Annotated in this window: 22 protein-coding genes and 1 tRNA gene; 18 read left to right on the top strand and 5 right to left on the bottom strand. The window is 74.9% G+C overall.

All coding sequences use genetic code 11. From position 1 onward, the window contains the following. Positions 1-11: 11 nt before the first annotated feature. Complete coding sequence (locus tag ABD899_RS00535) at positions 12-542, top strand: SurA N-terminal domain-containing protein (RefSeq protein ID WP_345201122.1); 531 nt, start codon at positions 12-14, stop codon at positions 540-542. After that, entirely contained in the window at positions 539-1,507 is a 969-nt protein-coding gene (locus ABD899_RS00530; protein ID WP_345201120.1) for a MazG family protein, read from the top strand. The genes ABD899_RS00535 and ABD899_RS00530 overlap by 4 nt, the downstream gene beginning before the upstream one ends. Here ABD899_RS00530 and ABD899_RS00525 read toward each other — a convergent pair. After that, complete coding sequence (locus ABD899_RS00525) at positions 1,483-5,628, bottom strand: nSTAND1 domain-containing NTPase (RefSeq protein ID WP_345201118.1); 4,146 nt, start codon at positions 5,626-5,628, stop codon at positions 1,483-1,485. The two genes, ABD899_RS00530 and ABD899_RS00525, sit on opposite strands and share 25 nt — an antisense overlap. Before the next feature lie 148 nt (positions 5,629-5,776). Between ABD899_RS00525 and ABD899_RS00520 the strand changes: the two genes are divergently transcribed. From ABD899_RS00520 to ABD899_RS00505, 4 genes are all read left to right on the top strand, one after another. Continuing rightward, positions 5,777-6,064, top strand: coding sequence for a hypothetical protein (locus ABD899_RS00520; RefSeq protein ID WP_345201116.1), 288 nt, complete (start codon positions 5,777-5,779; stop codon positions 6,062-6,064). A gap of 150 nt (positions 6,065-6,214) precedes the next feature. Further along, positions 6,215-7,465, top strand: a complete 1,251-nt coding sequence (locus ABD899_RS00515; RefSeq protein ID WP_345201114.1) for a carbohydrate kinase — start codon at positions 6,215-6,217, stop codon at positions 7,463-7,465. Next, positions 7,462-8,391: a pseudouridine-5'-phosphate glycosidase gene (locus tag ABD899_RS00510; RefSeq protein ID WP_345201112.1), complete on the top strand. Its 930-nt coding sequence runs from the start codon at positions 7,462-7,464 to the stop codon at positions 8,389-8,391. Before ABD899_RS00515 ends, ABD899_RS00510 begins: the two co-directional genes overlap by 4 nt. 119 nt (positions 8,392-8,510) lie before the next feature. After that, positions 8,511-11,975 carry an ATP-binding protein gene (locus tag ABD899_RS00505; RefSeq protein WP_345201110.1) on the top strand — a complete coding sequence of 1,155 codons (3,465 nt, stop codon included), beginning with the start codon at positions 8,511-8,513 and terminating at the stop codon, positions 11,973-11,975. 107 nt (positions 11,976-12,082) lie between these two features. Here the strand turns inward: ABD899_RS00505 and ABD899_RS00500 are convergent, their stop codons facing one another. Continuing rightward, positions 12,083-12,925 (bottom strand): hemerythrin domain-containing protein, encoded by an 843-nt coding sequence (locus ABD899_RS00500; protein ID WP_345201108.1) that lies wholly within the window; start codon positions 12,923-12,925, stop codon positions 12,083-12,085. A gap of 169 nt (positions 12,926-13,094) precedes the next feature. On the opposite strand from ABD899_RS00500, the gene ABD899_RS00495 reads away from it, so the two are divergent. From ABD899_RS00495 to ABD899_RS00460, 8 genes are all read left to right on the top strand, one after another. Next, on the top strand, positions 13,095-14,093 hold the full coding sequence (locus ABD899_RS00495) for an SDR family oxidoreductase (RefSeq protein WP_345201106.1): 999 nt from the start codon (positions 13,095-13,097) through the stop codon (positions 14,091-14,093). 241 nt (positions 14,094-14,334) lie between these two features. Further along, positions 14,335-15,627, top strand: a complete 1,293-nt coding sequence (eno, locus tag ABD899_RS00490) for a phosphopyruvate hydratase (protein ID WP_345201104.1) — start codon at positions 14,335-14,337, stop codon at positions 15,625-15,627. Between the two features lie 8 nt (positions 15,628-15,635). Beyond that, positions 15,636-16,184 (top strand): FtsB family cell division protein, encoded by a 549-nt coding sequence (locus tag ABD899_RS00485; protein ID WP_345201102.1) that lies wholly within the window; start codon positions 15,636-15,638, stop codon positions 16,182-16,184. After that, a complete protein-coding gene (locus ABD899_RS00480; protein WP_345201099.1) occupies positions 16,181-16,750 on the top strand; it encodes a DUF501 domain-containing protein in 570 nt (189 codons plus the stop codon). Before ABD899_RS00485 ends, ABD899_RS00480 begins: the two co-directional genes overlap by 4 nt. Next, positions 16,747-17,709: a Ppx/GppA phosphatase family protein gene (locus ABD899_RS00475; RefSeq protein ID WP_345201097.1), complete on the top strand. Its 963-nt coding sequence runs from the start codon at positions 16,747-16,749 to the stop codon at positions 17,707-17,709. The genes ABD899_RS00480 and ABD899_RS00475 overlap by 4 nt, the downstream gene beginning before the upstream one ends. 27 nt (positions 17,710-17,736) lie before the next feature. Then, positions 17,737-17,811, top strand: a tRNA-Leu gene (locus ABD899_RS00470). A 199-nt stretch (positions 17,812-18,010) separates the two neighbouring features. Further along, complete coding sequence (locus ABD899_RS00465) at positions 18,011-18,859, top strand: Bax inhibitor-1/YccA family protein (RefSeq protein WP_345201094.1); 849 nt, start codon at positions 18,011-18,013, stop codon at positions 18,857-18,859. Continuing rightward, on the top strand, positions 18,856-19,284 hold the full coding sequence (locus tag ABD899_RS00460) for a hypothetical protein (protein ID WP_345201092.1): 429 nt from the start codon (positions 18,856-18,858) through the stop codon (positions 19,282-19,284). The genes ABD899_RS00465 and ABD899_RS00460 overlap by 4 nt, the downstream gene beginning before the upstream one ends. Positions 19,285-19,320: 36 nt before the next feature. Here ABD899_RS00460 and ABD899_RS00455 read toward each other — a convergent pair whose 3' ends face one another. Further along, positions 19,321-20,544, bottom strand: a complete 1,224-nt coding sequence (locus ABD899_RS00455; protein WP_345201089.1) for an acetyl-CoA C-acetyltransferase — start codon at positions 20,542-20,544, stop codon at positions 19,321-19,323. A 221-nt stretch (positions 20,545-20,765) separates the two neighbouring features. Here ABD899_RS00455 and ABD899_RS00450 point away from each other — a divergent pair, with 221 nt between their 5' ends. After that, positions 20,766-21,110 carry a Rid family hydrolase gene (locus ABD899_RS00450; RefSeq protein WP_345201087.1) on the top strand — a complete coding sequence of 115 codons (345 nt, stop codon included), beginning with the start codon at positions 20,766-20,768 and terminating at the stop codon, positions 21,108-21,110. Here ABD899_RS00450 and ABD899_RS00445 read toward each other — a convergent pair. Beyond that, positions 21,097-22,239, bottom strand: a complete 1,143-nt coding sequence (locus ABD899_RS00445) for an SGNH/GDSL hydrolase family protein (RefSeq protein ID WP_345201084.1) — start codon at positions 22,237-22,239, stop codon at positions 21,097-21,099. The two genes, ABD899_RS00450 and ABD899_RS00445, sit on opposite strands and share 14 nt — an antisense overlap. A 195-nt stretch (positions 22,240-22,434) precedes the next feature. Between ABD899_RS00445 and ABD899_RS00440 the strand changes: the two genes are divergently transcribed. Continuing rightward, positions 22,435-22,848, top strand: coding sequence for a thioesterase family protein (locus tag ABD899_RS00440; protein ID WP_345201082.1), 414 nt, complete (start codon positions 22,435-22,437; stop codon positions 22,846-22,848). On the opposite strand, the gene ABD899_RS00435 is transcribed toward ABD899_RS00440, so the two are convergent. Further along, positions 22,845-23,672, bottom strand: coding sequence for a class I SAM-dependent methyltransferase (locus ABD899_RS00435; RefSeq protein ID WP_345201080.1), 828 nt, complete (start codon positions 23,670-23,672; stop codon positions 22,845-22,847). The two genes, ABD899_RS00440 and ABD899_RS00435, sit on opposite strands and share 4 nt — an antisense overlap. A gap of 177 nt (positions 23,673-23,849) precedes the next feature. Between ABD899_RS00435 and ABD899_RS00430 the strand changes: the two genes are divergently transcribed. Next, positions 23,850-25,226, top strand: coding sequence for a cystathionine beta-synthase (locus ABD899_RS00430; protein WP_345201078.1), 1,377 nt, complete (start codon positions 23,850-23,852; stop codon positions 25,224-25,226). Between the two features lie 99 nt (positions 25,227-25,325). Then, on the top strand, positions 25,326-25,817 hold the full coding sequence (locus tag ABD899_RS00425; RefSeq protein ID WP_345201076.1) for a DnaJ family domain-containing protein: 492 nt from the start codon (positions 25,326-25,328) through the stop codon (positions 25,815-25,817). Positions 25,818-25,881 lie beyond the last annotated feature (64 nt).

The following is a 25,881-nucleotide window of genomic DNA, read 5'->3' as shown; positions in this document are numbered from 1 at the left end:
AAGGACTGCCCGTGACTCTCTCGGTTCGCCGCTCCCTCGCGGCGCTCGCCGTCGGTGCCGCGCTCGTGACCGCCGGCTGCGGGGCCGCCGGGCCCGACCGGGCCGCCGTCGTCGACGGGACCGTCATCAGCGAGACCCACCTGCAGACCGCGATGGCCGAGGTCAACGGCATGGACCCGGCGCTGCTCCAGCAGCCCCTCACCCCCACCGGCACCCTCACCGCGCTCGTCCAGGCGCCCGTCGTGCTCGGCTACCTCGGCGAGCGGGGCATCGTCGTCTCCGACTCGCTCGCCCGGCGCGAGGCCCGCGAGCGCGGCGTCACCGACCCGAGCGAGGGCACGCTCGACATCATCCGGCTCGCCTCGTCGATCACCGCCGCCCAGCAGTCCGGCCAGCTCACCGAGGCCGACGGCGCCGCCCTCACCGAGCAGCTCCGGTCGCTCGACATCGAGGTCAACCCGCGCTACGGCACCTTCGACCCCGACACCGCCTCGGTCCAGCTCGTCTCGCCGGAGTGGGTCACGCCCGTCGACGCCCAGTGACGACCCCCGGCCGGCTCGCGCTGCTGGTCACCTCGCCGCGGGTCGCCCCGGGCCTGCTGTCGCACGGCGCCTGGCAGGTCGTCGACGCCTCGGCGGTGCGCCTGGCCCGCAGCCTCGACGACCCCCTCGCCGAGGCCGTCGAGGAGGCCGGGCTCGCCGTCGACGAGGTCGGTGACGCGTCGCCACCCGAGCTCGCCCGGCGGCTCGTCGACCTCGCCGCCACGGTGCCGGTCGTGTGGCTCGGGGCGTCCGACGGCGACCCCGGCCTCGCCGACGCGGTCGCGGCGGAGGTGTCGCGCCTCGAGGCCCCGCCCGACGTCGAGCTCGTCGTCGGGTCGTGGGACGTCCAGGGCGGGCGGCTCCTCGACGTCGTCGCGACGATGGACCGGCTGCGCTCGCCCGGTGGCTGCCCGTGGGACGCCGAACAGACCCACGCGAGCCTCGCGCCCTACCTCGTCGAGGAGGCCCACGAGGTGCTGCACGCCATCGCGGCCGACGACCCGCGCCACCTCGCCGAGGAGCTCGGGGACGTCCTCCTCCAGGTCGTGTTCCACGCCCGGGTCGCCGAGGACGCGGGGGAGGCGGCCTTCGACATCGACACCGTCGCGGGCCTGCTCGTCGACAAGCTCGTGCGCCGCCACCCCCACGTCTTCGCCGACGGCGACGCGAGCACCCCGGCCGAGGTCGAGCAGGCCTGGGAGCGGATCAAGGCCGAGGAGAAGCAGGCGGCCGGGGGCGCGGGGTACGACACCGACCTGCTGCACGGCATCCCCGAGACCCTGCCCCCGCACCTCGCGGCCGACAAGGTGCTCGCGCGCGTGCGGCGCCGGGGTCTCGAGCCGCGGCCGGATGCCGTCGCGCGCCTCGAGCGTGCCCGCGCTGCTCTCGCCGGGGCCGAGGCCGAGGCGCGCTCGGCGTTGCGCGAGCTGGCGCACGGTGCTCAGCCACGGCAAACCGGCTCGTAGGGGCGCTCGCCCAGGTAGGAGCGCCACTCCTCCTCGGTCAGCTCGCGCCCGGCGAGCTGGCAGGCCGTCCGCACCCACGACCGGGGATCCAGGTTCCAGGTGAGGACCGACCCCTCGGTTCCGGCCAGCGTCAACGCCGAGTTGTCCGCGCTGAACGCCGGTGCCCCCTCCACATCGACCACACTGGATCCGAGGAGGGCCCCCGTCGCCGCGTTCCAGTAGCTGAGGTGGTCGCTCGAGGAGCTCGCGAAGAGGGAGCCGTCCTGGCTGAAGGCACTCCTGGCTCCCACGAGACCCGCCTGTGCGGGGTCGGGCCGCGAGATCCACTGCATGGTCGTGGTGTCCAGGAGACCGACGCCCGCGGCACCGGCACTCACCATGAGCCGGCGTCCGTCAGGTGACGCAACCACCTCGGGGGCGGGGTCGCCGAGGTCCGGGAGCGGGCGCACCGTGCCGTCGCGGTAGTCGACGACGCGGTTGCCGACGAATGCCGTGCGGCCGTCCCCACCGGGCCCGAAGGACACGATGACCTCCGAGTCCGAGTCCGAGTCCTCGTCCGGCGGGAACACCTGGATCGGGTCCCGGGCGGGGACGAGCGTGTGGCCGTCGAGCACGTGCAGCCGTCCGGTGGTGGTCCCCACGAGGAGGTGCCGGCCGTCGAGGCTGAATCGGGCGACGGAGGCGCCCTCCTCCGAGCCGGGTGGCCCGAGCCGGTGCCTGGCGACCTCATGGCCGGTGGCCGCGTCCCAGGTGCGGACCTCCGGGGCCCCGCTGGTGATGGTGAGCAGCGTCCCGTCGGGGTGCCACGCCAGGTCGAAGAACGTCCCGTGCTCCATCCCCTCGGCCACCACCTCCTTGCCGAGCCCGCCGGTGACCAGGTCCCTGACCCGGAACCGCAGGGGGATCGTCGCCGCGTAACCGATCCGGCGTCGATCCGGGGAGATACCGACGGCCGGTGCGTCCCAGGCGAGGACCTCACCGGGCTGGCGCGCGAGGAACCGCCGTGTCCCCGACAGGTCCCAGGCCTGGATGAGGTTGCCGTGGGCCGTGTACACGGTCTGCCCGTCCGAGCTGAAGCCAGGCACGTCCGTGGGGCCTTCCTGCCGCAGGATCTCCGTAGGTTCCGGCCCGCTCACGTCCCACACGGCAAGACGTTCCCCGCTCGCCGCGAGTTGGCGGCCGTCGGGGGAGAAGGCCAGGCCGGAGACCCAGCCCTCCCCGGGGAGGTACGCCTGGGGCTCGAGCGTCTCTCGGTCGACGAGCACAGCTTCGACGCCTGCCCCCACCGCGAGCCGCCGGCCATCGGGGCTCTGCGCGAGCTGCTCACCGAGCTCACGCACCCGCAGCGCCTCGGGCTCGACGACCCGTCGGACCGCTCCGCTCGGCAGGTCCGTCACCTGGAGCGTGCCGTTGCCCACCGTGTACAACGTGCGCCCGTCGTCGCTCACCGTCGGGGCGGCCTGTGCCTCGAGCTCGAGCACCGCGACCGGGCGGGAGGGCGACCTCAGGTCCCAGACGCCGGTGACCGGGGGCCGAGCGCGCCTGAGGTGGATCAGGGACACGGCGAACCACCGTCCGTTCGGGCTGAAACCCGAGTCCCACGCGTAGACGTCCTCGGGCTGCCCGCCGAGCTGCACCGGGGACCGTTCCAGCGTGTGGTCGACCAGCACGACGGCAGGTCCGTTCCCGATCTCGACGTCCGCCTTCGAGACCGCGTACAGCTCCCGGTCCGGGCTGCTGACGACCCCCTTCGCGCTCAGGCCGTCAGCCACGGCCACGCGTCGCAGGCTCTGCCCGTCGTAGAGCTCCATCGCGCCGGAGGGGGCCGCCACCGCGAGCTGCCCCGTGGAGCCGTCCACGCTCATGCCGAAGATCCCGCCGGAGGCTCGTGCGCTGCCGGCGAGCGCGGAGCCACGGGCCAGGCTGGTGAGGAGGTTGTTGCGCGTCTCGAGCGAGTCGTCCAGGCCCACCCCCGCCGCGGCGAGCAACAGCGCGCGGTCCAGGTCCGGGGTGCGCAGCGCCTCGGCCCCCAACCGTCGCGCGTCCGCGACGGTCGCCTGGCGGTCGGCCCGGTCGGCCGCAGATATGGCCGCGGTCCCCGCCAGCACCGAGACGGCGAGCAGGACGGCCACCGTCGCCAGGCCGGCGTACAGCCGGCGGGTGAGCCGGCGCTCGCGGCGTAGGCGCTCCTCGGCATCCTGGGCCTCGCGGCGGGCAAGGTCGGTGGACGCCTCGAGGAAGTCGTCCTCGGTGGTGGTGAGCGACGGCCTGGCCCGCTCGATCCAGTCCCTGGTGCGGGACAGGCGGCTGCCGCGGTAGAGCTCGCTCTCGGGCCGGCCCAGCTCGTCCCAGCTGTCGGCGGTCACGGCGAGGTGGCGCATGATGCGCTGCCCCTCGACGTCGTCGTCGAGCCAGGACCGCAGCCGCGGCCACGCGTCCGCGACCGCCTCGTGGGCGACCGAGACGGTCTCGCCGTCGCTGCCGAGGAGGCGGGCGCGCAGCAGGCGTTCCACGGCATCCGTGTGGGCCGCGTCGGCCGGCACCGCGCGGGTGGGGAGCCGGTTGGCCACGGGGACCCCGTCGGGCCCCGGGCTCACCAGCCGCAGGAGCAGGTCGCGGACCGCGCGCCGGCCCTCGGGGTCGAGGGTGCGGTACACCGACTCCGCCGTGCGGGCGACCGCGTCGCGCACGCCACCGGACCTGCGGTAGCCGTCGAGCGTCAGCACCCGCCCCTCGCGCTGGGCCCACGTCGACCTCAGCACGTGCGCGAGGAGCGGCAGGGCTCCCGGCTCGCCGTCGACCTCCGCGACCAGCAGGTCGACCAGACCGGCCTCGACCCGCAGACCCGCCTCGCCCGCCGGTCCTTCGACCGCGCGCCGCAGGTCGCCGGCGGACATCGGGCCGAGCAGCACCAGCCCGCGCTCCAGGAGCCCCGCCATCCCGGGGTGGGTGCCGAGGTCGCCGATCCGGTCGGCGCGCAGCGACAGGACGAGCGGGCGCCCGGAGCCCGCCCGCTCGACCAGCGCCGTGAGGAAGGCGGTGCGTTCGTCCTCGGGCACCTCCGGCGAGAGCACCTCCTCGAGCTGGTCGACGACGAGGACGTCGTCGCGTCCCGGACCCACGCCGCGCAGCACGTCCAGCGGGTGCCGGCCCGGGGTGACGACGTCGACCCGCGTGCCGTCGGCGACGAGGGTCGCGGCGACGCCGGCCCGCACGACCGAGGACTTCCCGATGCCGGAGGGCCCGACGACGGCGAGGACGCCCGCCGTGGCCAGGCGACGCAGGCACGAGGAGGTGTCCGCCTCGCGGCCGTAGAACACCGCCGTGTCCGTGACGTCGTAGGCGACCAGGCCGGGGTAGGGGCAGTGCGGCGTGGGCGGGGGCAGGGCGGCCTGGGACGCCAGCGCCTCGTCCTGCGCCAGGACGGCCCGCTCGAGGTCGCGCAGCTCAGGGCCGGGGTCCAGCCCCAGCTCCTCCACCAGCGTCGTCCTGGCCCGGGCCAGCGTCGTGAGGGCGTCCTGCTGCCGCCCCGCCCGGTACTGGGCGATGGCGAGCAGGGCCCAGCGACGCTCCCGGAACGGGGCCTCGGCCACGAGGCGCACGGCTTCGGCGACGCCGTCACCGCCCGTGCGGACGGTCGCGTCGACGAGGTCCTCCCGGGCGCGGTCGTGCAGCTCGACGAGGTGCTCGATGTCGCCCCGGGCCTCGGCCCACTCGCCGAGGTCGGGGAAGGGCTGCCCGCGCCAGAGCCGCAGCGCCTCGTCGAGCAGGTACGCGGCGCGGTCGGGCTCACCGGCATCCAGCGCCTCGCGGGCCCGGCCGGCGAGCCGTTCGAAGCGGACGTGGTCGAGGTCCTCACCGGGGACGTTCAGCCGGTAGCCCTGCGGGGCGGTGGTGACGGCACGGGTGCCGAGCGCACGCCGCAGCCGGACCACGCAGCCCTGCACGATCTTGGCCCCGGAGGGCGGGGGGCGCTCGCCCCACAGCGCCTCGGCGAGGGCGTCGACGGAACGCACGGTGCCCGGTCGCAGGCTCAGGGCGGCGAGGACGACCCGGTCCCGGGGGGTGATCCGGGCCGACGCCCCGCTCACCTCCAGCGGGCCGAGGACGGCGATGGCCATGCTGCTGATGGTGGGGCCGCCGCGGCCGGCCGTCAACAGCGTCGATACCGGGTTGATACCGGACGGGAGTCGGCCCGATACCGCGGCGTGGCACACCGGTGGGCGACGGGTCGACCGGCCCGGCGCCACCCCCACCGAAAGGCACACCATGTCCACGTCACGCGCACTGCGAACCAGCGGCGTCCTCGCCGCGACCGCCCTCGCCGGCCTTCTCCTGGCCGCCCCCGCCCAGGCCATCCCGGACCCAGGCACCGGTGGCCGGGACTTCCCGCCCGGCACGTTCGGGCCCGCGCCGAAGGGCACGACGATCGTCGTGGACGACGACGCCGTCGAGTACCTCCAGATCGGCGCCGGGCTCATCGCCGGAGTCGCGTTGGCCGGGGCGGGCGCGGCCATGGTGTCGCGGCGCCACCACCGCGACCCCCACCCCGTGTGAGCCGGGGCCCGCGAGGGCGAGGAACCGGAGGAGATCCGAAGAAGGTCCCGCGCCCCGCTGACGGCCCATCGGTCGATCGGCGGGTCGCGGGCCCTCGCCCATACCGGATCTGGCTTGCTTGAACCAGCAAAGGTACTTTATAGTTGCAACGTGAACCTGACCGGACGTGAGCGCGAGATCGTCGACCTCCTGCGCGCGGAGCCCCTGCTCGACGCGGCGTCGATCGCCGAGCGCATCGGCTCGACCCGGGCCGCCGTCTCGGTGCACCTGAGCAACCTCACCCGCAAGGGCGTCGTCCTCGGCCGGGGGTACGTCGTGCGCCCCGAGACGGGCTCGGTGCTCGTCGTCGGAGGGGCCGTGCTCGACACCAAGGTGCGCACGACCTCCGCCCCGGTCATCGGCACGAGCAATCCCGGCACGGCATCTGCGGCGGTCGGCGGCGTCGGCCGCAACATCGCCGAGAACCTCGCCCGGCTCGGCAGCCCGACCGTGCTCGTCGCCCCCGTCGGCGACGACCCGGCGGGGGAGACCGTCGTCCAGCGCACCGCCGCCGCCGGGGTCGAGTGCCGCCACGTCGTGCGCTCCGCGCACCCCACCGGCACGTACACCGCGGTGCTCGGCGACGGGGGCGAGCTGCACATCGCCGTGGCCGACATGCGCGCCACCGACGAGCTCACCGTCGCCGACCTGTCCGTCGTGCCCACGCTGCTCGCCGGCGCGCACGCCCTCGTCGTCGACGCGAACCTGCACGCCCCCGTCGTCCGCTGGCTGCTCTCGCGCGCCGAGGAGGCGGGCGTCCTCGTCGTCCTCGACCCGGTGAGCGTCGCCAAGGCCACCGACGTGGCCCCGGTGCTCGACGGCTCGCTCCCCGTGCACACGGTGACCCCCAACGTCGACGAGCTCGGCGCGCTGCTCGGCGAGCGCGTCGAGAACACCGTGGATGCCGTGCGCGCGGCGGCGCTGCGCCTGCACGCCCGGGGTGTCCGGCACGTCTGGGTGCGGCGGGGGACGAACGGCAGCCTGCTCTCGGTCGCCCCCCCACCCTCCGACGACGGGCCGCGCGCGGGCGGTGGGCCGGCCACCCGAGGCGGTGGGCCGGCCATCCGGGGCGGCGGGCCGGCCGCCCGGGGCGACGCGACGGCATCCCGACCCCGCGTCGTGCTCGTCGACGCCCCGCCCGTCGACGTCGCCGACGTCACCGGCGCCGGCGACTCGATGACCGCCGGCTACGTCCACGCGCTCCTCGAGGGGGCCGACGTCGTCGAGGCCGCGCGCGTCGGCCAGGCCGTCGCCGCGCTGACCTGCGCCTCGACCGAGACCGTTCGCCCCGACCTCACCGCCGCCCTCGTCGCGGCACACGTCACCCCCGACCACCCGCACACCGAGGAGATCCCCGCATGACCGCCACCACCCCCCACCCGATGCTCGCGCTGGCCCCGGAGGTCCGCGAGGCCCTGGCCGAGGGACGCCCGGTCGTCGCCCTCGAGTCGACGATCATCAGCCACGGGATGCCGTACCCCGACAACGTGGCCATGGCCCGCGAGGTCGAGCAGATCGTCCGCGACGGGGGTGCGGTGCCGGCGACGATCGCGATCCTCGGCGGGCGCCCGACCGTCGGCCTGTCCGACGAGCAGCTCGAGCTGTTCGGCGCCGACAGCACGATCCGCAAGGTGAGCATCCGCGACATCCCACACGTCGTCGCGACCGGAGTCCACGGGGCCACCACCGTGGCGAGCACGATGCGCGTCGCAGGGCTGGCCGGCATCCGGCTGTTCGTCACGGGGGGCCTCGGCGGCGTCCACCAGGGCGCCGAGTCCTCGATGGACGTCTCGGCCGACCTCACCGAGCTCGCCCGCACCGAGGTCGCGGTCGTCTCCGCCGGCGTGAAGTCGATCCTCGACATCGGCCGCACGCTCGAGGTGCTCGAGACCTACGGCGTGCCGGTCGTCGGCTACGGCACCGATGAGTTCCCGTCGTTCTTCTCCCGGTCGAGCGGCCTCGCCGTGCCGATGCGGGTCGACACGCCCGAGGAGGCCGCCCGCCTCATGGCCGCGTCGTTCGGGCTCGGGCTCGGCAACGGCATCTCCTTCGCGAACCCCGTCCCCGAGGCCGACGAGATGGCCCACGAGGACATCGACGCGGTCATCGCGCGGGCGCTCGCCGACGCCGACGAGCGCGGGGTGACCGGCAAGGACATCACCCCGTACCTCCTCGGTCGGCTCGTCGAGCTCTCCGGTGGCCGGTCGCTGCAGACCAACCTCGCGCTCGTGCGGCACAACGCCCGCGTGGGCACGGCGATCGCCGTCGCCTACGCCGCCCTGGGCTGAGTCGCTCGGCCCGTCGGCCCGTCGGCCCGTCGGCCCGTCGGCCCGTCGGCCCGCTCGGTGCGCCCGGGCCAGGCGGACCCCTCCCTGACCCGCGCCCCGGCTGGCTAGGGTGAGGGCTCGTGAGGGTCCGGGTCCTGGGGTGCACGGGCGTCGACGGGCGGGAGGGGCCGGTGGCCCTGCCGGCCCGCAAGCCGCGCAGCATCCTCGCCGCGCTCGCGCTCACCCCGGGCTCCACCGTGAGCACCGACCGGCTCGTCGACCTCGTCTGGGGTGACGAGGCGCCCGCCGGTGCGCCCGGCACCCTGCACGCCTACATCTCCGGGCTGCGGCGCGTGCTCGAGCCGGACCTCCCGCCGCGCGCCCGCCCGACCGTCCTCGTGACGGCCGGCGACGGGTACCGCCTCGACGTCGAGCCGACCGACGTGGATGCCGTGGCGTTCGCCCGCGAGGTCCGCTCCCGGCACGCGGCCCTCGCGCCGTTGTGGACCCAGCTGACGACCGGCCCGGACTCCTCGTGGCCGACGCGCGAGGAGGTGACCGCGTACGTCGAGGCGCTCGAGGGGGCCCTGCGGGCGTGGAGCGGCCCCGCCTATGCCGATCTCGGCGACCACCCCGACGTCCTCGCCGACCGGGCCGCGCTCGACGAGCTGCGGGCCACGGCCCAGGAGGACACCGCGCTCGGGCTGCTCGCGCTCGGCGAGCACGCGGCCGTGCTGGCCGCCACCGAGCAGACCGGGGGGCGCCACCCGCTGCGCGAGCGCACGAGGTCGCTCCAGGCGCTGGCCCTGGTCCGCACCGGTCGGCAGGTCGAGGCGCTCGAGGTGCTGCGCGGCTACCGCGAGCTGCTCGCCGACGAGCTGGGTCTGGACCCGGGGCCGGAGGTACGAGCCCTCGAGGAGGCCGTGCTGCGCCAGTCGCCCGGTCTGGGTGCGTGGCTGCGTCCCGAGGTGACCTCGGCCGGCGGGCCTGCCCCGACCGTCGGCCGGCCGTCGGCGGGCAGTGCGGCCACGAGCGTGGGGGGCGCCGGCGCGCACGCGGCACCCGACACGGCATCCGGCAGTGCCATCCCACGGACGGGTGCCCCCGCGGCGAGCTGGGCGATGGTGGGCCGTGAGGCCGAGCGCTCCGTGCTGGCCGAGGTGCTGGCTGCGGCGGCGGCGGGCACGCCGGGTGCGGTGCTCGTGGTCGGCGACCCGGGCACCGGCAAGACGCGCCTCGTCGACGACGCCCTCAGCACCGCCACGGCCGGTGGCCTCGTGGCGGCCGTCGGGCGCTGCTCGCAGGACGACGGCGCCCCACCCCTGTGGCCGTGGTACGCCCTGCTCGACGGTCTGGGGATCGACCGGCCGGCCGAGCTGGAGCGGGCCGCTGACGGCGCCGACCTCGGGCCGGAGCGCGCCTTCGCGGTGCAGGACGCCCTCGCCCGCGCGGTGCGGGACCGGGCCCGCGACCAGCCGGTGCTGCTCGCCGTCGAGGACCTGCACTGGGCCGACACCCGCACGCTGCGCGCCCTGACCCACCTCGTGACCACCCTGCGCCCGGGCGACCGGGTCGCCCTGCTCGCGACCCGCCGTGCCCGCCCGCAACCGACCGGGGCGATCGCCGACCTCGGCGTGGCCCTGGCCCGGCACGGCGCGCGCACGATCGAGCTCGGCGGCCTCGGCGAGGACGAGGCACGCACCCTCGTCGCGTCGGTGACCGGCGCCGACCCCGACCCGGACCGCGTCGACGACTGGCGCACCCGTACCGGGGGCAACCCGTTCTTCCTCGTCGAGCTCGCGCGCCTCGCGACGACGACCGGCGGCTGGCGCGGTGAGGTGCCCGAGTCGGTGCAGACGGTCGTCGCCCGGCGCCTGGCGGACCTGCCCGACGCCACCCGCGAGGTGCTCCTCGTGTCGGCGGCCCTGGGTCGCGAGCACTCGCCGCTGCTGCTGGCCCACGTGGGCGGGTGGGGGCCCGACGAGGTCACCGACCGACTCGAGCCGGCGCAGGACGTGGGCATCGTGCACCAGCGCACCGACGGCCGGCTCGTCTTCGAGCACGCCCTGACCCGGGATGCCGTCATCGCGGCCGCGTCGCCGGCGCGGGTCGCGCGGGTGCACGCCCGGATCGCCCACGCGCTGGACACCCTGCCCCGTGGCTCTCTCGCGCCGGCCGAGCGCGCGTTCGACCTCGCGCACCACTGGCTGGCCGCCGGCCCGGTGCACGCGCCGCAGGCCTGGCGGGCTGCCGCGGCGGCGGCCGCCGAGGCGCGCCGCGACTTCGCCAACGTCGAGGCCGCCGAGCTCTACCGCCAGGCGCTCGACGCGCACGCGCTCGACCCGGCCGGCACCGGCGAGGAGCGCTACGAGCTGCTGCTGTCGTTCTCCGAGGCGGCCGCGTGGGCGGCCCGCTGGCGCCCCGTCGTCGAGGCGGTCATCGAGGCGGTCGCGCTCGCCCGGGCTGACGACGACCCGGAGCGGGTCGCCCGGGCCGCGGCCGAGCTGACCCGCTACTCCGTCTGGCTGCCCCAGGAGTACGACGAGGTGCACGAGGACCTCGTCGACGACCTGCGAGCGGTCCTGCGCGGTCTCGACCACCACGACTCCCCGGTGCGCTGCGTGCTCATGCTGGCCCTCGCGGTGCAGCTCTACTACGCACCGGGCGCCGAGCCCGAGGTGCTCGCGCTCGTCGACGAAGGGCTCGCCGCGGCCCGTCGGATCGACGACCCGGCCCTGCGGGGGTGGGCCGCCCGCAGCTCGTGGCTGGCCCTGTGGCGGGTCGGGCACCTCGAGCGCCGGATCGCCCTCGCCCGCGAGGAGGTCGCAGCCGCCCGGGAGTCCGGCGACGAGGCTGCCCTCGCCGTCGGCCACATCGCCCTCGCCGGCGCCGCCGTGGAGGCGGGCGACCTCGAGACCTGGCGCGCGGAGGCGGCGGCCGCCGAGGCCATCGCCCGGCGCCGGCGACTGGTCTACGTCGAGTTCGTCCTGCACTTCGTGCGGCTCAACCTGACCCTCCTGGCCGGTGAGCACGAGGCGGCGGACGCCCACGCCGACGCCATGCGCACGATGAGCGACGGCATCGCGACCCCCGCGCTGGAGTGGATCGACTTCGGGGTGTCCTACGTGACCGCGATGTGGCGCCCCGAGGTCGCCGCGGCGGTGGCCGAGCCGATGCTCGCGTTCCACCGCCTGGACCCGTGGGACTTCGGCCGGTCGCCGCTGCTGCACGTGCTCGCCCTCGCCGGGCGTGAGGCCGACGTGCGCACCGAGCTCGGCCGTGGCCCCCTCCCGCCCATGGTCGACCACTGGCACGTCACCTCCGAGGCCGCCGTGCGCGCCGTCGTCGCAGCCCTGCTCGACGACCCGCCCCTGGCCCGCGACGCCGTCGAGCACCTGCGTCCGGCCGGCGGCCGGATGGCGGTCTCGGGCATCTCGGTCGTCTCCGGCCCGGTCGACGGCTACCTCGCGCTGGCGCTCGCGGTGCTCGGCGAGCGGGAGGAGGCCACCGTCCTCGCCGAGCGCGCGCAGGCGCTGGCGGGCCGGTGGGGGATGACGGCCTACCTGCGGTGGTTCACCGAGGAACGCACTCGGCTGGGGTTCTAGCGGCCGCGCCCCAGAACAGGCAGTGCGGCACCCTGGGCGCTCGCCTCGTGCTCAGGGCCCGGACGTGACGCCGCCAATGCCTGTTCGTCGAGTCGCTCCGGGCGCACTCAGGGCCGCGTGCCGCGGTCGCCGTGGCGGAAGGCGAGCGCCTCGGCCCGCTCGAACCGGCGACGCACGAGGGCGTGCAGCACCCGGTACGGCGCGCCGGCGCCGGTGAACATCGCCGCGCGTCCCTCCTCGGGCAGGCCGTGCATGGCCCACCCGACGATGAACGGCACCTCGCGCAGCGGGTACGCCCGGGCGACCGCCTTCTCGACGCGGTCGAACTCCTCGGTCGTCATGACCCGCTGTACGAGCGGCAGCACGACGGTCTCCTCGTGGCGCAGGTGCTCGCCGAGCACCTCGCGCAGCCCGGTGAGGCGCACGTCGAGGGCGTTGCGGTGCGGCTCGCAGGGGTGGTCGACGAGCGCGGCGAAGCCCCCGGCGCAGGCCGTGACGAGGGGGTCGATGTCGGCGTGCTCCTCGCTCATGGCGTGCACCTCGGCCAGGTCCGTGGCGGTGCCCCGCGCCTCGACGGCCTCGAGGAGCACCGGCCAGTAGTGCTCGTCCTCGGCGCTGTGGTGGTGGTGCAGCGTGGTGGCGAAGCGGTGCCAGCGGTCGGCGAGGGCCCGCCACGTGTCGTCGGCGGTGAGCGGGGTGGCCCGCACCGCCGCCGCGAACGCCACGAGGTCGCGCCGGAAGGCGTGGTGCATGACGTACATGCCGGTGTGGTCGTGCGGCCCCTCGGCCACGTGGGTCTGGCCGGGCAGGTCGAGCTGGCGCCGGTGCTCCGGCGCGGCGGTGGTCGTGGACGCGGTGGTCGTGGATGCGGTGGGCGTGGATGCGGTGGTCGTGGCCGCGGTGGGCGTGGATGCGGTGGATGCGGTGGGTGCCGGTCTGGTCGTCGGCATGGGGTCTCCTCGGTCGGGATCGGTGGCCGGCGAGCGGGGTGCCGCCGTGGCTCACACCCTGTCGCCGCGTTCTTGGGTCCGGGTTGGGCCGCTCGCCCAAGCCGTGCCCAAGCGCCGCGGCGCATCGTCGACCTCGACACCACCACCCGAGCCCCCGAAGGAGCACCCCGTGTCCCAGCCCGACCCGACCACGGTCACCCGCCCCACCCCGTCCACCACCCCCGCGGATGCCGGGTCGTCCGCTCCGTCGATCCTCGTCCTCGGCGGCACCGGCCTGATGGGCCGCGAGGTGCTCGGCGCCCTGCGGCGCCGTGGCGCCCGGGCCCGTGTCCTCGTGCGGGACCCCGCCCGGCTGGCGACGCTCGAGGGCGTCGACGTTCACGTCGGCGACCTGCGTGACCCGGCCTCGCTGCGCCGGGCGATGCAGGGCGTCGACGTCGTCTTCCACATCTCCCCGCACGAGGCGGACGAGGTCGAGCTGACCCGCACCGTCATCACCGCCTGCGAGGAGCACGGCGCCCGGCTCGTCTTCGCCGGAGTGCACGCCACCGGTCGCACCGCGCTCCACGCCTGGCTGGCCCGCCGGTTCTACGGACTCCTCCTTCCGCGGTACCGCGGCAAGTTCGCGATCGGGCGGATGGTCGAGTCCTCGGCGACGAACCCCGTCATCCTCGTGCCGAGCAACTTCATGCAGAACGACGAGGTGCTCCTCGACGTCATCGAGGGCGGGCAGTTCGTCCACCCGTGCCACCCCCGGGGGCTCAACCGCGTCGACCTGCGCGACGTCGGTGAGGTGGCGGCCGGCATCCTGCTCGACCCCTCCACTCCCGCCGGCAGCTACGGGATCGTCGGGCCGCGCTCGCTCACCGGCCCCGAGTGCGCCGGGGTGTGGTCCCGTGCCCTGGGGCGCCCGGTGCGCTACGCCGGCGACGACGACGCGGCCCTCGAGGCCGCCCTGGGGGAGCACCTCACCGGCCACCGGCACGACGACTGGCTCTCCTCGTTGCGCACGCTGCGCGGCTTCGAGGTGCACGCCACCCCCGAGGAGCTCGCGACCACGCAGCGGCTCCTCGGCCGCCGGCCCACCGACTACACCGAGTTCGTCCGCCGCGTCCTCGCCGAGCGGTCCGAGTCGGGTGCTCGGGTGGCTGCCCGGGCCACCACCTGAGCACCCGCTCTCGGGGCAGTGGGGTCGGCGCATCCCGCATCGCCTGCTACCGCGTGGTACTCGTCGTGATCCCAGCGAGTACTGCGCGGTAGCGCGCGTCGTACCCGGCGGACGCGGGCAGAGGGGTGGGAGGACGGCATCCGGGAGGTGACCGTGGGTCGGTCGGGAGGATGCCGGCCGGCGGGGACTAGGCTCGGACCGAACTCACTCCCCAACCCCCCAGTAGCACCAGGAGTCCGGCGTGGCCAGCATCGAGGCAGTAGGCGCCCGCGAGATCCTCGACTCGCGCGGCAACCCCACGGTTGAGGTCGAGGTGGCCCTCGACGACGGCACCCTCGCCCGGGCGGCGGTGCCCAGCGGCGCGTCGACCGGCGCGTTCGAGGCCGTCGAGCGGCGTGACGGCGACAAGGGCCGCTACCTCGGCAAGGGGGTCGAGAAGGCCGTCGACGCGGTCATCGAGGAGCTCGGCCCGAAGCTGCTCGGCTTCGAGGCCAGCGAGCAGCGGCTCGTCGACGCCGAGATGCTCGCCCTCGACGGCAGCGCCAACAAGGAGAAGATCGGCGCCAACGCCATCCTCGGTGTCTCGCTCGCCGTCGCGCGGGCCGCGGCCGACTCCGCGGACCTGCCGCTGTTCCGCTACGTCGGCGGCCCGAACGCCCACGTGCTGCCCGTGCCGATGATGAACATCCTCAACGGCGGCAGCCACGCCGACTCCAACGTCGACATCCAGGAGTTCATGATCGCGCCGATCGGCGCCGACTCCTTCCGCGAGGCGCTGCGCTGGGGTGCGGAGGTCTACCACGCGCTCAAGGGCGTGCTCAAGGAGCAGGGCCTGGCCACCGGCCTCGGCGACGAGGGCGGCTTCGCCCCCAACCTGCCGAGCAACCGGGCGGCACTCGACCTCATCCTCGAGGCGATCGAGAAGGCCGGGTACACGCCCGGCGAGCAGATCGCCCTCGCGCTCGACGTCGCGGCATCCGAGTTCCACGAGGACGGCAGCTACGCCTTCGAGGGCGGCAGCAAGACCTCGGCCGAGATGATCGACTACTACGCCGGCCTCGTCGCCGACTACCCGCTCGTGTCCATCGAGGACCCGCTCGACGAGAGCGACTGGGACGGCTGGAAGGCCATGACCGACCGCATGGGCGACGCCGTGCAGCTCGTCGGCGACGACCTGTTCGTCACCAACCCCGAGCGCCTCGCGCGCGGCATCGAGACCGGCACCGCGAACGCCCTCCTCGTCAAGGTCAACCAGATCGGCTCGCTCACCGAGACCCTGGATGCCGTCGAGCTCGCCCAGCGCAACGGGTACCGCTGCATGATGAGCCACCGCTCGGGCGAGACCGAGGACACGACGATCGCCGACCTCGCCGTCGCGACGAACTGCGGCCAGATCAAGACCGGCGCCCCGGCCCGGTCCGAGCGGGTCGCGAAGTACAACCAGCTCCTGCGCATCGAGGAGGAGCTCGACGACGCGGCCGTGTACGCCGGCGTCGGCGCGTTCCCCCGGTTCGCCCGCCGCCAGCAGGGCTGAGCCGCCGGATGGCCACCGGGCGCTCCCGCGGCCCGGCGTCGCGACCACCGCGACGTCCGGGCGCGGGCCGCTCGCGTGCCTCCGGCCGTGGCGGGGCCTCGCAGAGCCCGCCGGCCCGCGCGGTCGCGGTCCCCGCGGGATGGCGCGGCCGGCTCACCCAGGCCGCCCGCGACCGCCGGGCCCGCCGTGGGCTCGTGCTCGTCGCGGTCCTGTCCTTCCTCGCGGTGCTCCTCGGCTCGAGCGTCGCGGCGTACGTCGGCCAGCGGTCCGACATCGCCGCGCTGCGTGAGAAGGTCGCCGCGCAGGAGCAGGACGTCGCCGCGCTCGAGGCGGAGCGCGAGCGCTGGCGCGACCCGGCGTACGTCGAGCAGCAGGCCCGCCAGCGCCTGAAGTTCGTCAAGCCGGGGGAGAAGTCGTACACCGTGCTCGACGCCGAGCCGGAGGCCGGCACGGATGACCCCGTCGCCGCGGTGGTTGAACCCGGCGGGGCGCTGCCGTGGTATCAGGTCGTGTGGGAGTCCACCCGCACCGCCGATGCGCCGGGGGCGCGCCGGTGACCGCAGGCGCCGGCCGGCCGCCCGTCGCGCAGGCGGACCTCGACGCCGTGTCCCGCCAGCTGGGGCGCGAGGCGCGCGGTGTCGCCGAGGTCGCGCACCGCTGCCCGTGCGGTGAGCCCGACGTCGTGCGCACCGAGCCCCGGCTGCCCGACGGCACGCCGTTCCCGACCTCGTTCTACGCCACCTGCCCCCGGCTCACCGGGGCCCTGTCGACCCTCGAGAGCCGTGGTGTGATGCGTGAGATGAACGAGCGACTCGAGGCCGACGAGGGGCTGCGCGGGCGGTACGCCGCCGCGCACCTCGACTACCTCGAGCGCCGTTCGCAGCTCGGTGACGTGTCGGAGATCGCCGGGGTGTCGGCCGGTGGGATGCCGTCGCGGGTCAAGTGCCTGCACGTGCTCGTGGCCCACTCGCTCGGCGCCGGGCCGGGGGTCAACCCCCTCGGCGACGAGGCCCTCGCGCTGCTCGGGCCCTGGTGGGACCGCCATCCGTGCTCGGCTGCCGCACCGGAGACGGGTCCGGCGCCGTCCCAGCCCCACGCGGCGGATGCCGGGAGCGCGACGTGAGCGACGGCATCCGGTCGCGGGTCGGCGCGATCGACTGCGGCACGAACTCGATCCGCCTGCTCGTCGCCGACGTCGGCGACGACGTCCGGCTCACCGACGTCCTGCGCCGGATGGAGATCGTGCGCCTCGGACAGGGGATCGACCGCACCGGGGTCATCGCTCCCGAGGCGATGGAGCGAACCCTGGCCATGACCCGCGAGTACGCCGGGCAGTGCCGCGAGCTCGGGGTCGAGCGGGTGCGGTTCGTCGCGACGTCGGCCTCGCGCGACGCCCGCAACGCGCGGACGTTCGTCGAGGGCGTGCACGCGGCCTTCGCCGCGGTCGGCCTCGACGTCGACGTCGAGGTGGTCGCGGGGGACGCCGAGGCCCGCCTGTCCTTCGCCGGTGCGACGGCCGACCTCGCGTCGCTCGGCATCCCCGGCCCCTACGTCGTCGTGGACATCGGGGGCGGCTCGACCGAGCTCGTCCGGGGCACGGCCGACGTCGGGGCGGCTCGCTCCGTCGACGTCGGGTCGGTGCGGATGACCGAACGGCACCTCGGCTCGGACCCCCCGCTCGAGGAGGAGGTCGAAGGCGCCCGACGCGACGTCCGTGCGGCCCTGGACACCATCGAGCGCGAGGTCGACCTCACGGGCGTGGGCGCCGTCGTTGGCGTGGCCGGCACGATCACGACGGTGACCGCGCACGTGCTGCGCCTGCCGGCCTACGACTCGCAGGCCGTGCACCTCGCGCGGCGACCGGCCGAGGAGCACTTCCGGGCCTGCCGAGAGCTGCTCGGGATGACCCGTGCGCAGCGAGCGGCCTTGCCGTACGTCCACCCCGGCCGCGTCGACGTCATCGGTGGTGGGGCGCTCGTGTGGTCCGAGGTGCTCGAGCGGGTGCTGGCCCGTTCGCCCGGGGCCGTCGTGGTCACCTCGGAGCACGACATCCTGGACGGCATCGCCCGGTCGGTGAGCTGACCGGCGGCCACGGCATACGCTGGCCTGGCCCCCGTGGCCCAACTGGCAGAGGCAGGCGACTTAAAATCGCTCCAGGTGCGGGTTCGACCCCCGTCGGGGGCACGCGCTGCGGCGTGGCGACCGGCCGTCTCCACCCCACGCGGTCGCGCCCCGACCTGCTGTCCCGGCGGGAGGAATTCCTTTCGCGGTGCAAGGAGTTGACCCAGGGACCTCGGGCACCGGGAACACCGCGACCCGCCGGCACGTCTAGTCTTCATGTACGCGCGGTGACTGCCACCGCCATGACCATCACGGAGGAACGATGGCCAGCAACCCGGCCTACAACCGGATCGAGAAGGACGCGCAGAGCGGCTACGCCGGCTTCGGCGGGCAGCCCACCGGTGCGACCCAGTCCGCCGCGGCGGCCCAGGCCGCGACCGCGGGGATGACCGCCCAGCAGCTCCAGGACCTGTACAACCAGCCCACGGCCGGCCCGGTCAAGACCCGCCGGGTCACCATGGACGACGTCATCATGAAGACGCTCGGCCTGTTCGCCATCGTCCTCGTCACCGGAGCGGTCGGCTGGTCGGTGTCCGCCGCCAACCCGGGCCTGGGCATGGCTCTGTGGATGGGCGGCATGATCGGCACGCTCGTGCTCGGGCTCGTCATCGCGTTCAAGAAGGCGCTGAGCGTCCCGCTCATCCTGCTCTACGCCGTCGTCGAGGGCCTCTTCATGGGGGCCGTGAGCCAGTACTTCAACGCCGTCTACCCCGGCATCGTCGGCCAGGCGGTCCTCGCGACCCTGTCGACGTTCGCGGGCATGTTCCTCGCCTACAAGTTCGGGCTCATCAAGGTGACGGCGAAGTTCCGCAGGATCATGACGATGATGATCTTCGGCTACGCCATCTTCGCCGTCGTGAACTTCATCTTCGCGATGGTCACCAACAGCCAGTTCGGCTTCGGTGGCAGCGGTGCCATCGGCATCGCCATCTCGCTCTTCGCCGTCGGCCTCGCGTCCTTCACGCTGGCGCTCGACTTCGACTCCATCGAGCAGGCCATCCGCAGCGGCGCCCCGCAGAAGTACTCGTGGCTGCTCGCCCACGGCCTCATCGTGACCCTCGTGTGGCTCTACATCGAGTTCCTCCGCCTGTTCGCCCGCCTGCGCGAGTGACGACGGACCGCACGCACGAGACCGCCGGGGCAGGCCCACCTGCCCCGGCGGTCCCGTCTGTGCGCCCGGCCCCTCCCTCACGCGAGGGTGGGGCGGATGCCGGGCGCCCGGCATCCGTCGACGTCGTGCCGCCCGCGGCACGAACCGAGCTCGACCGGGTCCGCCAGCGCTGGGCCCAGCTGCCCTTGGCGCAGGCGGAGCAGCGGATGCCGCTGCTCCGCCGGGTCGTCGACGAGCTCACCGCCCGCTGGGCCGACGAGGCCGGCTCGGCGGTCCAGGCGGATGCCGGACAGGGGCGAGTGCGCGACCTGGGCCCCGCCGTTGCCGTCGACCAGCTCACCGTCGTCGTCTGGGACGCCTACGCGACCGGTCGGGGGCACGGCATCCCGCAGCTGCTCACCGAGCTGCGCCGAGACCTCGCCTGAGAGGCTCCAGACCTCGTCTGGGGGCGCCGGGAGGGATCAGCTCAACCGCTCGACGATGATCGCCATGCCCTGGCCGCCGCCGACGCACATCGTCTCGAGGCCGAAGCGGCCGTCGCGCGCCTCGAGCCCGTTGAGCAGCGTCGTCATGATCCGGGTGCCCGTGGACCCGAACGGGTGGCCGAGCGCGATGGCACCGCCGTGGACGTTGAGCTTGTCGAGGTCCATGCCGAGGTCGTCGGCGCTGGGCAGCACCTGGGCGGCGAAGGCCTCGTTGATCTCGTAGAGGTCGATGTCCCCGATCGTCAGGCCGGCCCGGGCCAGCGCCTGGCGCGACGCCTCGACCGGGCCGAGGCCCATGACCTCGGGCGACAGGCCCGAGACGCCGGTCGACACGATGCGGGCGAGCGGCGTCAGACCGAGCTCCCGGGCGCGGGTGTCGCTCATGACGACGACCCCGGAGGCGCCGTCGTTGAGCGGGCAGCAGTTGCCGGCGGTGACCGTGCCGTCCTCGCGGAAGACGGGGTTGAGCCCCTGCACCGCCTCGAGCGTGACGCCCGCCCGGGGCCCGTCGTCGGTCGACACCACGGCGCCGCCGGGCACCGTCACGGGCAGGATCTCGCGAGCGAAGAAGCCGTCGGCGATGGCCTTCTCGGCCCGGTTCTGGCTGAGGACCCCCCACTCGTCCTGGCGCTGGCGCGACACCCCGCGCGACGTGGCGACGTTCTCGGCGGTCTGCCCCATGGAGAGGTAGACGTCGGGCAGCAGCCCCTCGTCCCGGGGGTCGGTCCACGTCGCGTTGGTGCGGGCCATCTCGGCGGCCCGCGCCGCGGCATCCGCGAAGAGGGGGTTCTGGTTGTCGAGGTCGCTGCCGCCGGCGCCGGCGAAGCTCGTGTACTGGGAGACGCACTCGACGCCACCGACGACGAAGGTGTCGCCCTCGCCCGCCTTGATCGCGTGGAAGGCCATCCGCATCGTCTGGGTCGAGCTGGCGCAGAACCGGTTCACGGTCGCGGCCGGCAGGTGGTCCATGCCGGCGAGCACCGCGATGACCCGGGCCATGTTCGAGCCGTGCTTGTCGCTCGGGTCGGCGCAGCCCCAGTAGAGGTCGTCGATCGTCGTCGGGTCCAGGCCCGGCAGCTTCTCGAGCAGGCCGTGGACGACCTGCACGGACAGGTCGTCGGGGCGGATGTCCTTGAGCGAGCCCTTGAAGGCGCGGCCGATGGGGGTGCGGGCGGTGGCGACGATGACGGCCTCGGTCACGACGGGCTCCTCGGGGCGGGGACGACGGTGCGTCCGTGGCGTGGGACGGCCACTAAGCGCTTGCTCAGCGACCGTCCAAGGGTATGCCGGGCGAGCCCGCGGCGGGGTGTGGGCTCGGTCTCTCCACCCCGGGGCTGCGCCGTGCCGGGGCGGTCGGCCATGATGAGGACATGGAACTCACGCGCAGCCGGGCATCGTCAGGGTCGCCGTACGAGGGAAGCGTGGGGTTCTCCCGCGCGGTCCGCGTCGGCCAGAACATCGCGGTCTCGGGCACCGCCCCGATCAACGCCGACGGCCACGTCAGCGTCGATCCCGCGTCCCAGGCCCGGCGGTGCTGGGAGATCGCCCTGGGTGCCCTGGCCGAGCTCGGCGGACGGCCGGAGGACGTCATCCGCACCCGGCACTACATCACCGACCGCGACGGCGAGGTCGTCGACGCCATCTCGTCGGTGCACGGCGAGATCTTCGGTGACATCCGTCCGGCGAGCACGATGGTCGTCGTGGCCGGCCTCATCGACCCGCGCTGGAAGGTCGAGGTCGAGCTCGACGCCGTCATCCCCGACTGACGCCGCCCTCCTCCACGGCCGCCCTCCCGGCCCTCCCGGTGCTCCCGGCGCTCCCGGCGCTCCCTGAGCCCGGCACGCCCGCGCCGGCATCGGCGCCCGACTCGGCGTCGGGGGTCTCGACCGGGTCCTCCGGCGGCGGCACGGAGTCGTGGCGCCGGCGCAGCAGCACGGCCCAGCGTCCGCGGGGGCCGCGGGTCTGCCCGGCGATCTCGGTCGGCGCGACCTCGGTGCCGGGCTCCTTGACCGCCTGGCCGGCAGCGACGGCGACCGGGCCGACGCCCTCGCCGCGCCGTGGCTCGGGCGCGCGGTCGCTCGTGTCGACGCCCCACACGCCGAGCGCCGCGCAGACACTCGGCAGCAGGGCGGCGGCGGCACGCGCGTAGCCGGCCGCCGAGGGGTGGAAGCGGTCCCTGCTGAACATCTCGTGGGGCGACTCGGCGAACTCCGAGCCGAGCAGGTCGCCGAGCGAGACGGTGCGACCGCCGGCCTCGACGACGGCGACCGTCTGGGCCGCGGCGAGGTCGCGGGACCAGCGCTTCATGAGCGATCGCAGCGGCTGCTGGATCGGCTGGATCGTCCCGAGGTCGGGGCAGGTGCCGACGACGACCTCGCAGCCCAGGGCCCGGATGCGCCGCACCGTCTGCTCGAGGGCGCGCACCGAGGCCGAGCGCTCGATGCGGTGGGTCACGTCGTTCGCGCCGACCATGATGACGACGACGCTGGGGCGCAGGACCTCCTCGAGGGCGTTGGCCAGCTGGCGCTCGAGGTCACTCGACTCCGCGCCGACGACCGCCCGGTTCGTGAGGCGCACCCGGCGCCCGGTGAGCGCGGCGACGCCGTTGGCGATGATCGCGCCGACCGTCTCGTGCGGGGCGTCGGCGCCCATCCCGGCCGCCGAGCTGTCGCCGAGCACGACGATGTCGTAGGGCTGGCCGGGCCCGGCGCCGTAGACACCGTCGTCGTCCGGGGAGTCGTCGAACGGGGTGCCGATGACCCGGCGGGCGAGGGCGGCCTCGGCCTTGATGATCCCCCACCCGGCAGCGCCGAGCGCCGCACCCGCGGCGGCGACCCCGCCACCCCCGTAGGCGGCCGTCGCCGCGATCTTGCGGGCTCGTCGCGCGCGTCCCATGGGTCTGCCTCCCTCGTGCCGTCGCGCCGCCTCGCGCTGTCTCGCGTCCGTCCACGGTAACGCGAGCCACTGCGCGCCGTTCGGGGTTCCGTGGGCAGGGCAGGGCAGGAAGGGCAGGGCAGGGCGTGGGCAGGGCAGGGCAGGGCCGGGCAGGGGAGGGCAGGGCTGGGCAGGACCACGGCCTACCCTGACGGGATGGACGGCGCCTCGCAGATCCTCCCCGGGACCCACGCCGCGGTGACGCGGGTCGTGGGAGGCGCCGACACGGCATCCGCCCTCGGCTCCGGCAGCCTGGCGGTGCTCGGCACACCGCGCCTGCTCGCCTGGTGCGAGGAGGCAACCTGCCTCGCGCTCACCGGGTTGCTGCCCGCCGGGGCCACGAGCGTCGGCACGTCGGTGCGCCTCGACCACCTCGCGGCCAGCTCCGTCGGCCACCGGGTCACCGTGCGGGCCGAGGTCACCGCCACCGACGGGCAGCGCCTCACGTTCCGGGTCGAGGCGACGGATGCCGTCGGTCGGGTGCTCGGCCGCGGCACCGTCGAGCGCGTGGTCGTCGACACCGAGCGCTTCCTCGGCCGGCTCGGCGCCGACCACCGACCGCGGACCTAGCGCGCGCGCTTGCGCGCCTGCAGGGTGTAGCTGAGCGGCAGCCGCTCCGGGTGCTCGGTGAGGGACCACTCGCCCATCTCGTCGCGGACCATCCGGCCGGGCAGCGCCTCCCACGGCACGCTGCGGTGCTCGGCGAGGCCGGTCAGCTCGAACCCGCGGGCGAGCAGGGCCGTCACGGTCTCGCCGAGGCCGTGGTTCCACGTCAGGCCCCGGTTGTGCACGAACTCGACGTCGCTCTCGACGTAGGTGCCGGGCTCCTCGAGGTCGAGCGGGTCGGGTGTCTCGAAGTAGGGGTACCCGACCGTCACGGCATCCTCGACCGTCTCGTCGATGGCCCACAGCATCGGGTGCCCCTCGCGGACGAAGAGCCGCCCCCCGGGCACGAGCAGGTCGTCGACGACGGCGGCCCAGCGGTCGATGTCGGGAAGCCAGCACAGCGCGCCGATGCCGGTGTAGACCAGGTCGAAGGTCCGCCCGCCGAGAGCCTGCGGCGCCGAGTAGGTGTCGGCCTCGACGAAGTCGACGTCCGCTCCGGCGGCGGTCGCGAGGCGCCGGGCCTCGTCGAGCGAGGCGGGGGACAGGTCGAGCCCGGTCATCCGCGCGCCGAGGCGTGCCAACGAGACGGTGTCGGTGCCGATGTGGCACTGGAGGTGGATGCCGGTCAGCCCGGACACGTCGCCGAGGAGCGGGCGGTCGTAGCGCACGACCCCGCTCAGGTGCTCGGGGTCGGCGGCGAACCGATCGAGCTGGTAGTCGGGGCTCGCGGCGTGGGCCGGGGCGCGCTCGTCCCAGTTGGCGCGGTTCACGGCGAGGTAGTCGTCCATGGCGCCATCGTCGTGCATCACGCCCCGCGGCCGCCCCCGACACGTGGGTGAAGCACGCCCGCGGCCGTCCCCGACACGTGGGTGAAGCACGCCCGCGGCCGCCCCCGACACGTGGGTGAGGAGTCGTCCGGATGCCGGTGTTCACCCAGGTTGCCGGGGCAATGACAGGATGACCGGATGAAGTATGCGGAGCACATCGTGGACCTCGTCGGCAACACTCCCCTCGTCAGGCTGGGCTCGGTCACCGAGGGCATCGCGGCCACGGTGCTCGCCAAGGTCGAGTACCTCAACCCCGGGGGGTCCGTGAAGGACCGCATCGCCCTGCGGATGGTCGAGGCCGCCGAGGCGTCGGGGGAACTGCGGCCGGGCGGCGTCATCGTCGAGCCGACGTCGGGCAACACCGGCGTGGGCCTGGCCCTCGTCGCGCAGCGCAAGGGCTACTCGTGCATCTTCGTGTGCCCGGACAAGGTGTCCGAGGACAAGCGCAACGTGCTCAAGGCCTACGGGGCGCAGGTCGTCGTGTGCCCCACCTCGGTGCCGCCGGAGCACCCCGACTCCTACTACTCGACGTCCGACCGGCTCGTCCGCGAGACCCCGGGTGCCTGGAAGCCCGACCAGTACTCCAACCCCAACGGCCCCCTGTCCCACTACGAGACGACCGGCCCCGAGATCTGGGCCGACACCGACGGCCGGGTCACGCACTTCGTCACCGGTGCCGGCACGGGCGGCACGATCTCCGGCGCCGGCCGCTACCTGCGCGAGGTCTCCGCCGACCGGCCCACGGGCCGAGTCCGGGTCATCGCGGCCGACCCCGAGGGGTCCGTCTACAGCGGGGGCACCGGCCGTCCCTACCTCGTCGAGGGCGTCGGCGAGGACTTCTGGCCCTCGGCGTACGACCCGGCGCAGGTCGACGAGGTCATCGCGGTCTCGGATGCCGAGTCGTTCGAGATGACGCGTCGTCTCGCCCGCGAGGAGGGGCTGCTCGTCGGCGGGTCCTGCGGGATGGCGGTCGTCGCGGCGTTGCGCGCGGCGAAGGGCCTCCCCGCGGATGCCGTCGTCGTCGTCCTGCTGCCCGACTCGGGTCGCGGCTACCTCTCCAAGCTGTTCAACGACGAGTGGATGCGGTCGTACGGGTTCCTGCGCACCGATGCCGAGCGCACGGTCGGCGACGTGCTGCACGGCAAGGACGGGGACCTACCGGCCCTCGTGCACACCCACCCCACCGAGACACTGCGCGACGCGATCGAGATCCTGCGCGAGTACCACGTCTCGCAGATGCCGGTCGTCAACGCGGAGCCGCCGGTCATGTCGGGCGAGGTCGCCGGGTCGGTCTCCGAGCGCGACCTGCTCGAGGCGCTCTTCACCGGGCGGGCCCACCTCGCCGACCCCGTCGCGAAGCACATGAGCCCGGGGTTGCCGCTCGTCGGGGCGGGCGAGCCGGTCGCGACGGCCCGGCACGAGCTCGAGCACTCGGATGCCGTGCTCGTCGTCGAGGACGGCAAGCCGGTGGGGGTGCTCACCCGGGCGGACCTGCTGTCGTTCCTGGCCGACTGACCCGTGCACGGATCAGGCCCCGCGTGAACCGGGGTCATGGCCCCGGCTTGTCCGACCCTTGTCGTCGCGGCCTCGCCGTCGCCGGTCCAGACTGGGGACGTGGATGTCGAGGACGAACGCCCGCGCTGGGAGAGCCCCGTGGAGAGGGCGATCCGCGAGGCCCAGGAGCGCGGCGAGTTCGACGACCTGCCGGGCGCCGGGAAGCCGCTGACCGACCTCGGTGACCCCGACGACCCGCTGTGGTGGGTGCGCCGCAAGGCCGCGGCGGAGGGGCTCGACCTCTCCCTCGCCCTGCCGCCCGCGCTACAGCTGCGCAAGGAGGCCGCGTCCTACCCCGAGGCGCTCGCCGACCTGCGCAGCGAGGCCGCCGTGCGCGAGGTGCTCGAGGACTTCAACCACCGGGTGCGTCGCGCCCGGCTCCGCCCGCCCGACCCGGGGATGCCGCAGATCCTCGCGCCCACGGTCGACGTCGACGCGATGGTCGCCCGGTGGCGCCACCTGCGAGCAGCCTCACAGCCGCCGAAGGTTGACCCGCCGGTAACAACGGGAGAGGCTCGACCCCGGCGCCCGTGGTGGCGCCCCCGGCGGTGACCGGGAGCGGGAGCCGGGCCGACGGCATCCGCCCGCGTCGCCGACGCTCGCCGAGCGCGACCGG

Source organism: Fodinibacter luteus, from assembly GCF_039541575.1.
GTDB classification, from domain to species: Bacteria; Actinomycetota; Actinomycetes; order Actinomycetales; family Dermatophilaceae; genus Fodinibacter; species Fodinibacter luteus.
Note: the sequence above shows the minus strand (reverse complement) of the source record. Positions and strands in the feature narration are given on the sequence as shown.

Excerpts from the sequence above, each read along its gene's own strand:
- ABD899_RS00525 (WP_345201118.1), bottom strand. The coding sequence starts at position 5,628 with ATGGCCATCGCCGTCCTCGGCCCGCTGGAGGTGAGCGGGGCGTCGGCC.
- ABD899_RS00520 (WP_345201116.1), top strand. The coding sequence starts at position 5,777 with ATGTCCACGTCACGCGCACTGCGAACCAGCGGCGTCCTCGCCGCGACC.
- ABD899_RS00510 (WP_345201112.1), top strand. The coding sequence starts at position 7,462 with ATGACCGCCACCACCCCCCACCCGATGCTCGCGCTGGCCCCGGAGGTC.
- ABD899_RS00500 (WP_345201108.1), bottom strand. The coding sequence starts at position 12,925 with ATGCCGACGACCAGACCGGCACCCACCGCATCCACCGCATCCACGCCC.
- ABD899_RS00485 (WP_345201102.1), top strand. The coding sequence starts at position 15,636 with ATGGCCACCGGGCGCTCCCGCGGCCCGGCGTCGCGACCACCGCGACGT.
- ABD899_RS00465 (WP_345201094.1), top strand. The coding sequence starts at position 18,011 with ATGGCCAGCAACCCGGCCTACAACCGGATCGAGAAGGACGCGCAGAGC.
- ABD899_RS00445 (WP_345201084.1), bottom strand. The coding sequence starts at position 22,239 with ATGGGACGCGCGCGACGAGCCCGCAAGATCGCGGCGACGGCCGCCTAC.
- ABD899_RS00440 (WP_345201082.1), top strand. The coding sequence starts at position 22,435 with ATGGACGGCGCCTCGCAGATCCTCCCCGGGACCCACGCCGCGGTGACG.
- ABD899_RS00435 (WP_345201080.1), bottom strand. The coding sequence starts at position 23,672 with ATGGACGACTACCTCGCCGTGAACCGCGCCAACTGGGACGAGCGCGCC.
- ABD899_RS00430 (WP_345201078.1), top strand. The coding sequence starts at position 23,850 with ATGAAGTATGCGGAGCACATCGTGGACCTCGTCGGCAACACTCCCCTC.